The following is a 9,655-nucleotide window of genomic DNA, read 5'->3' as shown; positions in this document are numbered from 1 at the left end:
GGCTTGCGGTGTCAGTCTGTAGAGCGACCATAAGACCAGAACAGAGTAAATCTGTTAAGGCAGGTGCGAAAAATCCTTCGGGAAAGAAGCAGAAACCTAAATCGTGAGGTTTGGGAATCGCCGTCCGTTTTACGGCGGCGAGGATGTCAATGATATTATGGTCGGATTTCATCCCCCGCAAAGGTGAGTATCTTGTCGAAAAATGTAGCGGGGGCATTCATCCGACATTTTAGGTAAAATCGACTAATTTAACCTATTAACAGGAATGCAAGCAAATTTATTAGAAGTGCGGGGGGCCACCCGTCGATTTGGGGGATTAGTCGCTGTCGATGGGGTTTCCTTTCAGGTACAAAAAAACGAGATTTTTGGCTTAATTGGACCTAATGGGGCGGGAAAAACAACTTTATTTAATCTGATCACTGGTTTAATTCCCCTATCCAGTGGTGATTTAATTTATCAAGGCGACAGTCTGGCTAATTATCGTCCTCACCAGATTGCTCAGGCGGGAATTGCCCGTACTTTCCAGAATTTGCGCTTATTTGGTGAATTATCGGCTTTAGAAAATGTGGCGATCGCTGGTCATATTCACAATAGCTCCAATCTTTGGACGGGAATTTTGGGTTTACCAGTTTCGAGAAGGGAGGAGGAAAAAACCTATAAAAGAGCGGCAGAATTATTAGATTTAGTCGGATTAACCGACCAAAGCAATCGCAAAGCCCGTAATTTAGCCTATGGTGATCAAAGACGCTTGGAAATTGCCCGCGCTTTAGCTTTGCAACCCCAGTTATTACTGCTCGATGAACCAGCAGCCGGGATGAATCCCAGCGAAAAGGGGTCATTAAGTCAGCTAATTCGACAAATTCGCGATAATTTAGCTCTAACCGTCCTGTTAATCGAACATCATGTGCCTTTAGTGATGGGATTATGCGATCGCATTGCTGTATTAGATTTCGGTAAGTTAATCGCTTTGGGAGATCCAGCCACAGTCAGGGAGAATCCTGCGGTGATTGAAGCTTATTTAGGGGATGAATAAGGATTTGAGATAATTCCTCTTCAGGTTAATGGGAGATAAGTAGGTAGGCGTTAAAAATTATCAGACACCACCCTTATCAAGGGGGACTAAGGGTAGGGTTGATTCATGAATCAACCCTACTATGAATCAACTCTAGGACTGAGGGGGAATCGAACCTAAAATCCATTTTTAATTTAATTATAACCAGCTACTTAACAATGATTATTTAATTACCAGAGATAGTCAAAAAAAGGTTTAAAGTTTCTCCCGATCAATATTTTGTCATAAGTAGGGACGCACAATTATTTGTAGGATGGGTTAGCGGTAGCGTAACCCATGCTAACTCATCCAGTCGCTTAATTCCTTTAATCTTGTTAGTGCGTAACAACCCTCGACGCACCTCATAATCAGCAATTTCTGGAAGAATAACCCTAATAGCTGCTTTAATTAGGGTTTGTAGCCAACAATTACAAGCTAGACTTTCATGCGATCGCTTAGGATTAGTAATTAAACCGATAATTCCCGTATCTAATAAAACTACTCTATTCACCAAGTTACTCCCTTTAATTCAGCCGGAAATAAAGGACGCTCAGATAAGCGATCTTGGTCAAGTGCTTCGATTAAATATTCACCGGTTTCTTGTTGTTCCTGTTCATCTTCTTCATCAATCCAAGATTGAAGTAAATTAACCAGTTTGGCCTGTTTTTCTTGTTCTAAAATAGTATCCTTAAGTAGCTTGAGGACATAATCTTCTAGAGAAAGACCTTTCTCCCTCGCTTTTTGGCTGAGATATTGTTCGATTTCTGATGTTAAATTAAGAGTTAGTAGCATGGGCTTGACTTGAATCAATTTATCGTGTCTTTAACTATTATAAACAAAAAAGCGATCACACTCTAAAAATATAGCGCAATCGCCCCTAATTTAAGACTTCAATTGTTGCTCGATTTGCCAGTTTTCTATTAAATACTAACTAGCAAAGTCAAATACTGGTGTTTCAATTACCCGTTTTGGTCGCTTATTTTCCCAGATAATTTCCTGCAAGCGTTCGACAGTTTCTGGTGCAAAAAAACGCTCTCCTGTTTCTACACAGACTCTAGCGGGGACATTTTCTATAATAAAAAAATTGCCATTGATTTCAAGGGTATAGGTAACTTCTTGTTCAATTAAGGTTTCTGGTCTAGAATTAGTTGACATCTGGTGTTCTCCTTGATTTAAAATCAATCCATAAATTTGGATCGGGTTCATATAGGGTAATAATTTTGAGCAAAGGGCGAGAGGGATAGCTACAATGAATGTGTAAGGCTCTATTAATTAGAGTAAATCCCAAAAGTAAACAGCTTGCACCATACTTATCAGCTGGATAATCTTCAATAATTTCGCTTTGTTCCATCGCCTCCCGTAATTCTTGAACACTGATCTGACGCAGGATACTTTGATTGACAGCGTGTTGAGAAAATTCAAATTGGTTTTGTCTAACTTTTTGACGAATTTCCTCAATCATTTCAGGGATAGCCGCCTTTAGTTTGAACGTAAATATCCGTCGCTGTCATTTCACCAAATAACTGATCTTTAATTTCTAAATAATTTAGAGGTTGGGATGCTGTTTCTCTTAGAAAGAAAGCCGCTTTAGCAATTCCCAATCTCTCTACTAGAGCTTTAGCTCCCTCTTTTCTAATTTCATCAATCTCAGGAATCGTCAAATCTGTTTGAACTTTCATAACAATTTTTCTCAATTCAAGCGTTGAAAATAATGGCGACAAACTCCCCATTTGATAGTCTAGTTATTTCATTCTCTCAAGTCAATGACATCAATAAGTAGTCATGCAAAATTAATTACCTGCCCGATCGAGCTAAAACCCTTACGGGGCAATGATCGTCATGTGTAAATAATTTTGCCTAGGTACTTAACATCAATACTTTTTAAGCGATGTATTATTCTATAATAAACTTTTAGATGGTTGACAATAAATACTTCAATTCTTTCGGGAGCGCCTGTTTGAAAATCTTCTCTCTGGAGTGATAAATCATGCAACAGACCGCGGATTTTGTGATAAGTTTCAGGGTCATCTTGTTTTAAATTGCTCAAAAAGTCTCTAGTAATTAAGGACAACCAGATATCATACGCCATCTTACGTTAAAATCGATATTTGATAATTTTCCCTTGCGCTTGTTCTGCTAACGCTTGCTCTAGTGCCTGCTGTTCAGAAAGAGGGATATCTGCAAAGCGAATGACCGATGTTTCCTGACAAATGAGATAATCTGGATTAAGCTGCGTTAACAGTTCCTCAGATGCAGATGCGATCGCTTGTTTAATCTCTTCATCTGAAGCAGGTTGAGTCGTCTGGAAAAGATCAGATTGCATAAAAAGTCTCAGCCAATCAAAACACTATGGTTTCCTCTATTCTAACACCAAAAAAGCTATCACGCTATATTTATAGAGGGCGATCACTTCTAAGGTCGGTATTGCAGCCTAAGTCGTTTATTATCAGCAACGCCCAGGTAATTTACTCGCTATTTAAGGGCGGACTGCTAATAACTGGACTTGTACCGTTTCAGGAAGTTTTATTATGACAAAATGATTTTCTGGATACAAATAATCTTCGCCAGATTCATCAATCACTCGCAAACATCCCACCTCTTGCGCTTTAGCATCAGGTAACACTTGATAAAGTTTACAAACCTCTAAATCTCCGCCTTCTTCAGCGGTAATACAGATAGCAAATTCAATGTTAGATGCTGGTGTTTGCATAAATATTTAGTCCAAAACTCGTTTAACTTTCATTTTTCGCCGACCAATACCATGAGACTCATACCAGTGTAGTTCAGCTTTGCGGATTTCTCCATTAGGAAATTGAACTAAGCCGACTCCTTTTAGCTTTCGCCATCGACGACCCCCAAACTGCGCTTTTAGCCTTCTGAGTTCACGAATAGAGAGGTTGACGGCGATAATCTCTATTTCGGTTAGTTCTCCAATCAACTCAAAGCCATTACCCATCTCATCATTCTAACAAAGATTAATAAAAATTTGGAATGCCCAAAAAAAAGCGATCGCACTTTATCAATGTAGTGCGATCGCTGCTAATTTAAGGCTAGATTTGCCAGTTTTTTATTTTAATTTGCGCTTCAAGGCTGAACCCGCACCTAAAACACCAATGGCGAGTAAACCTAAGACTGAAGCAGGTTCGGGAACAGCAACAGCAGTCTGGTTCAACCGCACAGAATAGCCCGCAGGAAGGCCGCCGGGGAAAGTAGATGATGGTGCTAATGATAGAGAGTAACTTCCTGGTCCGAAGAGTAGAGAAGCCGAACTGTAAGTACTTGCGGCCGCCCAGTCAGCATCAAGTCCAGGATTGCCACTCGGCAGATAGGGGAATGGGGGTGTTTTAGGTGTAAAGTCGCTACTACCTAAAAGAGTAGCCCCATTGTAAATGTCGTAAACATCTCCAGCAATAAATTGATCGACCAAATCAAAGGCGCCCTGGAATCCCGGTGCAATCGTAAAGTCCCACGAGGTGGGGTTGTTGGATGCTGGATCACTCTCAATTTGCCCGGATTGCCACACACCGTTGGGCAATAAGACTACCGCTACTGCTTGTTGTGCATTAAGTACCACAGTTCCAGCAAAGAATGCTATGCCAGCAGCAGTCATTGACAGTTTTTTAATTGCAGTCGAAGTTTTCATGTTCAGAAAGTTTCCTCAAAACAAACAAACAAACAAATGTTCTGACTGACCTTTAAAGGAGAAAATCTCAAATTAAGCGACATTGGCAAGGGAGAAAAATTGGTTGTTTCAAAATTGCCAATCACTAAATTTTAAGTTAGTTCCTCTAATGACAAGACAGAGCCATAACGCTATTCTACCCCCCCCCGATTTTGTCAAGTGTAAACCAACACAAATTTACAAAAATTTATAATTATTGTTACCCTTGAGAGTAGGCTAGTAAAAAAATCTTTTAACGGGTTAGTCTTGGATTATTAGAATCTCTCGTTTCTAGGCTCTGCCTAGAAATGTTTAATGAGAGTCTCTGCCTCCTGAGTAATCTTTACAGAAGGCAGAGCCTTTAAAAATCATTCCCAGGCGGAGCTTGGGAATGAGACGGCGAAAATCATTGCCTCTTGCCTATCCTAACCATTACTTATAAGTAGGTAGGTGTTAAAAGTTGTCAGACACCCCCCTTATTAAGGGGGAGCCCCCCGCCTATCGGCACCCCCCTTATCAAGGGGGGCAGGGGGGATCGAACCTAAAATCTATGTTTAATTTAATTACAACCAGCTAATTAACAGCTAATCCCTAATCTCTCAATAACAGATATTCACGAATCTCAAAAAAGTTATCCCAAGGAATATAGGGTTGATTTTCCGCTTGCAGATAATCGATTAAACGATCCCTAGCAAAAACTAGATCGGCCTTTCTAGCCATGGTAATATCGGTAACAGAATCACCGATCGCAATAGTTTCTACTCCCGAATATTTGGCCATAATCAAGGCTTTAGCTACTAATTCCGTCTCATTTTCCCAATCGGAGTGAACTTGCAGATATTCCCCTTGCGTATAAAGATTGACCCCATAAATTGCCGTCACCTTATCTAATAGTCCCTCCCGTTTTAAGACCGTTTCAATCATGCCTTGGAGACCACCGGAGATAATAATAAAAGGGATGGCTCGCTCCTGTAAAAAAGCGAGTAATTCAGCTAATCCGGGGCGAATTGGCTTGCTTTCGGCATAGGCAAGAATATCGGCGTATTTTTGGCTCGGTATCGACTCTAGCAGTTGACGGACACCCCGGCGCAAACTGAGAGTGCGAGCGTACATTTGGGGCATAATTTGGGCTGATAAATCGGGGGCGAATTCTTTGAGCATACCCGCAAAGGTTTCCACGGCGGTGATAGTGCCATCAAAGTCACAGAAAACAATTTTACTCATGGGGTGACAAAATATCTGAAATTGGATATAATCGAAGGTTATGATTAATTTTACAGAGATTATCCGACTCTAGAGCTTCAACCCCCATGAAATCCTATCTCGCCGCCGCCATTCAAATGACCAGTCAGCCGGATTTAGAGAAAAATCTCGCTGCCGCTGAAGAATTGATCGAACTTGCCGTGGGTAAAGGGGCGGAATTAATCGGTTTACCGGAGAATTTCGCTTTTATGGGGGCAGAAACCGATAAAATCGCCCAGGCTGAGACTATTGCTCTCAAAGCCGATAAATTCCTCCGCACCATGGCCCAAAGGTTTCAAGTGACCATTTTAGGGGGTGGTTTTCCCGTGCCGGTGACGGGTATTGCCGATAAAGCTTATAACACGGCTATTTTAGTCGATGGCAACGGTGCGGAATTAGCCCGTTATCAAAAAGTCCATCTCTTTGATGTCAATGTCCCGGATGGTAACACCTATCAGGAATCGAGTACAGTCATGGCAGGGATCGATTTACCGCCGATTTATGGCTCCGATAGCTTGGGAAAAATTGGCCTCTCGATTTGCTATGATGTGCGTTTTCCCGAACTCTATCGCTATTTATCGCGGCAAGGAGCCGATGTTTTATTTGTACCTGCGGCGTTTACAGCTTTTACAGGGAAAGATCATTGGAAAGTTTTGTTACAAGCGCGAGCGATCGAGAATACTTGTTATATAATAGCTCCTGCTCAAACGGGCAATAATTACGAACGCCGTTACACCCACGGTCACGCTATGATTATCGATCCTTGGGGTGTGGTTTTAGCCGATGCGGGGGAAGAAGCGGGGGTGGCAATTGCCGAAATTAATCCCCAACGTCTGCAACAGGTGCGACGACAAATGCCTTCCCTACAGCATCGTGTTTTTGTTTAAAATTCGATTCGACAATTTTGTCGATAAAAACGCCTAATTTTGGGATTTAACTCGGTTTTTTTGCGTAACATTGCTCCCCGATAACAAGGGCCGAATCTCAAACCTAATTAGGGTCTGCTGAATAATGGTAAAACCCTTTTAAAATAAGGCTTTTGACCTGTTAAAGTCCGATGTTAGTGCAAGAAAATAGGATTGGGACTTTCAAAAACCTTGCATTATCCTTCTTGTAGTACATAGCTTGGTACAAAAAACAATGGCAACAAAGCCCGAAACTCCTGACTCCTGACTCCTGACTCCTACCCCCAGGAAAAACTTTTTCAGCAGACCCTAATTAGTTAAGCTAAAAGCTTTGATGTACTGAGTTTCTAACCTTCTTTGCCAGATTCTCAGGGTAAGCTCATCTAATAAGGATGTAGTCGATTTATGCCCCCCGATCAAACCATACCAAGTAGTGTGATAATTTTTGCTTATGGAATCGTGAAATGCTTATCAGGCAAGACTTTTAGTGCTATTTGGCGGAATAAACTATCAGTATAGACCTCGTTTCCACACAGAAACCAGAAGAGCCAAGTAACGAAGAACTAGGTAAAAATATCCGTAAACTTTATTAACAATCTTCCTTGAAAATCTCTTGACTATCGCACCCCGAATTAGGGATCATATGAAGATGTAGCGTTTCTCATCAAGGTGAACTGTAAATTAAACCTTGCCGAAGTAAGAATTCTCAGTTGCGAAAACATACCTCATATATCCGAGAAACGCTGTAGAGCAGACAGGGATGCAATTCAGACTTGAATTGGCGAAATTCAAGTCTTGACTCTATTTATTGTCAACTTGAGTCCAAAAATACTCTGATGGTTGGACAAATATGCTCTCTGGACTTGTTCTAACAAGATTCCGGGCTAAATGAGAAATAATCCCATTTAGCTTCTCTAGACCGTTAAGGAGAAACCGATGTCATCTTATACCACAGAATCAGAAAAAATTGATTTTCCGAAAACCCTAGATATAGCCACCGTTTGCGTCTATGGGCTAGGAATCCTCTCGGCGGGCCTATTTTTATTTCTGCCCTTCGTCAACCTGCTGCATCCGAGTCCGTGGCAGCGATGGCTAGGCACAATTCACGGTTTTGGTTCCCTATTAGCCCTAGTCGTGATTGTTTACGCTGGTCATCTCGCTTTTCCGCTGCTCAGAGGTTCTGGCAAAATTTTGCAGCAAATGCGAACCCTCACCTTCTGGTCCACCGTCCTCGCTTCTTTGGCGATCGCCACTGGCAATTTAGCCTATATGCGCTATCGGGCCGGTTCAGAGTTTGGCGGTGCGCGGGCATGGCTAAAGGAAAATTCGCCCCTCGGTCAATACGTCCTCATGGAATACCACGAATTCAGCGTCCTTTTTACCCTACCCCTAGGGGTGGCCTGCACTTGGATTCTCTGGAAATACGGCGACTCAATCCTAGACAAAGCTAATAGACCAGTGTTAACGGTCACTTGCATTGGCCTGATGGCGATGATGTTTTTTGCCATGGGTGGACTCGTTAGCGGCCTCGGTGTTGCCAAAATTCACGCCCTGTAAACCCTTATTTAGCTACTTTACCTCAAAAGTGAACAAAATTCAACTTTTGCTCGTTTTAGCTACGGTTTTCGGGTTATCTATCACCGCTCCCGCCCTAGGGGGTGTAAACTTAGCCCCGATGGTACGGATACGAGGGCGGCCAGCATTAGCAACCAAAGTCAAATCGTCGGTCATTTCCCTACTGCTGGTAATACGGCTGGGGACTTTTAGCGGTGGGACTTTGCGGTTTTACACACTTACGAACTCTGAAAAAATAGGAACAAATCTGATGACTCAACGTTACATCGATAGTCCTTGGTACGGAAAAATCTGGGCTTTTTTAAAACAATTTCCCCAAGGTTTAGCCGAAGGTGCCAAACGTTCCCCCGCCACTTCTGGCCCAGCAGCGGCGGCGATTATTAGTGCTGGTATTGGCTGTTTTTTAATGATGGTTGCTCACCATTTTTCCGATGCAGACCATTCAAAAACCGTAGAAACTTTTCTTTGGAATTTGGGTAGTTGGATACCTGGCAGTAAAAATCCTAGCAAAATGTGGGGCAATATCGGCAGTTATAGCGGCAAAGAAACGATGTTATTAATTGGCTGGTTAGTCAGTTGGCCGATACTGCATTATCTTTGGAAAGATCGCCAGATAAAAGCTAAGACCATTCTCTTTTGGTTTTTTGCCCTCATGATTGCCGCCACGGCCATGTCATGGCATCCACTATTTCCCTATTTACCTTTAACTTAAAGCCTAGGAGGTGACAAAATGAACGCTCAAGTTAGAAAGGTTTCCTCGCGTAAAATGCACGATATCGTCTGGATATTAGTGGGACTTTTTGGTTTATTTGCTATTACTTTTCCCCTGGCTATGTGGCGAGTGAGCAATATGGAAAAGTTTCAAGGTTCTCATGTGAAATCTTTAGTCGTAGAAGGAGAAAACGCTCCCCAATCTTCACAGCTTAAAACTAAATAAATCTGAGTTGTGGATAATCTGAGTTTTGGATAAGTCAAAACCCTGAGACTCAATCGGAATCTAAAACTCTGATTAACAGACAAAACTCTCAAAACTGTGAACAATTGCTAAGTAGGTAGGCGTTAAAAGTTGTCAGATGCCCCCCTTATTAAGGGGGGATTAAGGGGGGATCGGCACCCCCCTTATCAAGGGTAGATCCCCCCGCCTATCGGCACCCCCCTTATCAAGGGTAGATCCCCCCGCCTATCGGCACCCCCCTTATCAAGGGTAGATCCCCCCGCCTA

At 42.2% G+C, this 9,655-nt stretch carries 17 protein-coding genes; 5 read left to right on the top strand and 12 right to left on the bottom strand.

The annotated features are described in order from the left end of the window. The first annotated feature begins 265 nt into the window (after positions 1-265). Positions 266-1,033: an ABC transporter ATP-binding protein gene (locus tag EWV66_RS06920; RefSeq protein WP_052276183.1), complete on the top strand. Its 768-nt coding sequence runs from the start codon at positions 266-268 to the stop codon at positions 1,031-1,033. Between the two features lie 250 nt (positions 1,034-1,283). Here EWV66_RS06920 and EWV66_RS06915 read toward each other — a convergent pair whose 3' ends face one another. The 11 genes from EWV66_RS06915 to EWV66_RS06865 all read right to left on the bottom strand — a co-directional run bounded on the left by EWV66_RS06915 (position 1,284) and on the right by EWV66_RS06865 (position 5,936). After that, a complete protein-coding gene (locus EWV66_RS06915; protein WP_052276184.1) occupies positions 1,284-1,562 on the bottom strand; it encodes a hypothetical protein in 279 nt (92 codons plus the stop codon). Next, positions 1,559-1,843, bottom strand: coding sequence for a hypothetical protein (locus tag EWV66_RS06910; RefSeq protein ID WP_185237657.1), 285 nt, complete (start codon positions 1,841-1,843; stop codon positions 1,559-1,561). The genes EWV66_RS06915 and EWV66_RS06910 overlap by 4 nt, the downstream gene beginning before the upstream one ends. A 135-nt stretch (positions 1,844-1,978) precedes the next feature. Continuing rightward, positions 1,979-2,257, bottom strand: coding sequence for a YgiT-type zinc finger protein (locus EWV66_RS06905; protein ID WP_128575172.1), 279 nt, complete (start codon positions 2,255-2,257; stop codon positions 1,979-1,981). Then, a complete protein-coding gene (locus EWV66_RS06900; protein ID WP_002779213.1) occupies positions 2,196-2,513 on the bottom strand; it encodes a DUF4258 domain-containing protein in 318 nt (105 codons plus the stop codon). The genes EWV66_RS06905 and EWV66_RS06900 overlap by 62 nt, the downstream gene beginning before the upstream one ends. Position 2,514: 1 nt before the next feature. Further along, positions 2,515-2,730, bottom strand: a complete 216-nt coding sequence (locus EWV66_RS06895; RefSeq protein WP_052276187.1) for a hypothetical protein — start codon at positions 2,728-2,730, stop codon at positions 2,515-2,517. Between the two features lie 158 nt (positions 2,731-2,888). Further along, entirely contained in the window at positions 2,889-3,140 is a 252-nt protein-coding gene (locus EWV66_RS06890) for a hypothetical protein (protein ID WP_287108831.1), read from the bottom strand. Positions 3,141-3,146: 6 nt separating this feature from the next. After that, positions 3,147-3,374 (bottom strand): hypothetical protein, encoded by a 228-nt coding sequence (locus EWV66_RS06885; protein WP_052276189.1) that lies wholly within the window; start codon positions 3,372-3,374, stop codon positions 3,147-3,149. A 153-nt stretch (positions 3,375-3,527) separates the two neighbouring features. Beyond that, complete coding sequence (locus EWV66_RS06880; protein WP_002745620.1) at positions 3,528-3,761, bottom strand: hypothetical protein; 234 nt, start codon at positions 3,759-3,761, stop codon at positions 3,528-3,530. 6 nt (positions 3,762-3,767) lie between these two features. Then, entirely contained in the window at positions 3,768-4,007 is a 240-nt protein-coding gene (locus EWV66_RS06875) for a hypothetical protein (RefSeq protein WP_002755261.1), read from the bottom strand. Between the two features lie 111 nt (positions 4,008-4,118). Further along, complete coding sequence (locus EWV66_RS06870) at positions 4,119-4,694, bottom strand: PEP-CTERM sorting domain-containing protein (RefSeq protein ID WP_052276190.1); 576 nt, start codon at positions 4,692-4,694, stop codon at positions 4,119-4,121. Positions 4,695-5,303: 609 nt separating this feature from the next. Further along, the gene (locus EWV66_RS06865; protein ID WP_052276191.1) at positions 5,304-5,936 is read right to left on the bottom strand and encodes an HAD-IB family phosphatase; all 633 of its coding nucleotides are present in this window, start codon (positions 5,934-5,936) and stop codon (positions 5,304-5,306) included. 86 nt (positions 5,937-6,022) lie between these two features. Between EWV66_RS06865 and EWV66_RS06860 the strand changes: the two genes are divergently transcribed. Both EWV66_RS06860 and EWV66_RS06855 read left to right on the top strand, forming a co-directional pair. Continuing rightward, positions 6,023-6,841 (top strand): carbon-nitrogen hydrolase family protein, encoded by an 819-nt coding sequence (locus EWV66_RS06860; protein WP_072923577.1) that lies wholly within the window; start codon positions 6,023-6,025, stop codon positions 6,839-6,841. Between the two features lie 954 nt (positions 6,842-7,795). After that, complete coding sequence (locus EWV66_RS06855) at positions 7,796-8,416, top strand: hypothetical protein (RefSeq protein ID WP_052276193.1); 621 nt, start codon at positions 7,796-7,798, stop codon at positions 8,414-8,416. Positions 8,417-8,455: 39 nt separating this feature from the next. Here EWV66_RS06855 and EWV66_RS06850 read toward each other — a convergent pair whose 3' ends face one another. Next, complete coding sequence (locus EWV66_RS06850) at positions 8,456-8,590, bottom strand: hypothetical protein (RefSeq protein WP_260441312.1); 135 nt, start codon at positions 8,588-8,590, stop codon at positions 8,456-8,458. A gap of 94 nt (positions 8,591-8,684) precedes the next feature. On the opposite strand from EWV66_RS06850, the gene EWV66_RS06845 reads away from it, so the two are divergent. Together EWV66_RS06845 and EWV66_RS06840 are read left to right on the top strand one after the other, a co-directional pair. Then, complete coding sequence (locus tag EWV66_RS06845) at positions 8,685-9,146, top strand: hypothetical protein (RefSeq protein WP_052276194.1); 462 nt, start codon at positions 8,685-8,687, stop codon at positions 9,144-9,146. An 18-nt stretch (positions 9,147-9,164) separates the two neighbouring features. After that, entirely contained in the window at positions 9,165-9,371 is a 207-nt protein-coding gene (locus EWV66_RS06840; protein ID WP_002779193.1) for a hypothetical protein, read from the top strand. The last annotated feature ends 284 nt before the right edge of the window (positions 9,372-9,655 follow it).

The organism is Microcystis sp. M_OC_Ca_00000000_C217Col (genome assembly GCF_007095585.1).
Taxonomy (GTDB): domain Bacteria; phylum Cyanobacteriota; class Cyanobacteriia; order Cyanobacteriales; family Microcystaceae; genus Microcystis; species Microcystis panniformis.
Note: the sequence above shows the minus strand (reverse complement) of the source record. Positions and strands in the feature narration are given on the sequence as shown.

Coding starts and splice junctions, on each gene's coding strand:
- EWV66_RS06855 (WP_052276193.1), top strand. CDS start 7,796: ATGTCATCTTATACCACAGAATCAGAAAAAATTGATTTTCCGAAAACC.
- EWV66_RS06905 (WP_128575172.1), bottom strand. CDS start 2,257: ATGAACCCGATCCAAATTTATGGATTGATTTTAAATCAAGGAGAACAC.
- EWV66_RS06840 (WP_002779193.1), top strand. CDS start 9,165: ATGAACGCTCAAGTTAGAAAGGTTTCCTCGCGTAAAATGCACGATATC.
- EWV66_RS06865 (WP_052276191.1), bottom strand. CDS start 5,936: ATGAGTAAAATTGTTTTCTGTGACTTTGATGGCACTATCACCGCCGTG.
- EWV66_RS06880 (WP_002745620.1), bottom strand. CDS start 3,761: ATGCAAACACCAGCATCTAACATTGAATTTGCTATCTGTATTACCGCT.
- EWV66_RS06885 (WP_052276189.1), bottom strand. CDS start 3,374: ATGCAATCTGATCTTTTCCAGACGACTCAACCTGCTTCAGATGAAGAG.
- EWV66_RS06870 (WP_052276190.1), bottom strand. CDS start 4,694: ATGAAAACTTCGACTGCAATTAAAAAACTGTCAATGACTGCTGCTGGC.
- EWV66_RS06900 (WP_002779213.1), bottom strand. CDS start 2,513: ATGATTGAGGAAATTCGTCAAAAAGTTAGACAAAACCAATTTGAATTT.
- EWV66_RS06850 (WP_260441312.1), bottom strand. CDS start 8,590: ATGACCGACGATTTGACTTTGGTTGCTAATGCTGGCCGCCCTCGTATC.
- EWV66_RS06920 (WP_052276183.1), top strand. CDS start 266: ATGCAAGCAAATTTATTAGAAGTGCGGGGGGCCACCCGTCGATTTGGG.
- EWV66_RS06860 (WP_072923577.1), top strand. CDS start 6,023: ATGAAATCCTATCTCGCCGCCGCCATTCAAATGACCAGTCAGCCGGAT.
- EWV66_RS06890 (WP_287108831.1), bottom strand. CDS start 3,140: ATGGCGTATGATATCTGGTTGTCCTTAATTACTAGAGACTTTTTGAGC.
- EWV66_RS06845 (WP_052276194.1), top strand. CDS start 8,685: ATGACTCAACGTTACATCGATAGTCCTTGGTACGGAAAAATCTGGGCT.
- EWV66_RS06875 (WP_002755261.1), bottom strand. CDS start 4,007: ATGGGTAATGGCTTTGAGTTGATTGGAGAACTAACCGAAATAGAGATT.
- EWV66_RS06895 (WP_052276187.1), bottom strand. CDS start 2,730: ATGAAAGTTCAAACAGATTTGACGATTCCTGAGATTGATGAAATTAGA.
- EWV66_RS06910 (WP_185237657.1), bottom strand. CDS start 1,843: ATGCTACTAACTCTTAATTTAACATCAGAAATCGAACAATATCTCAGC.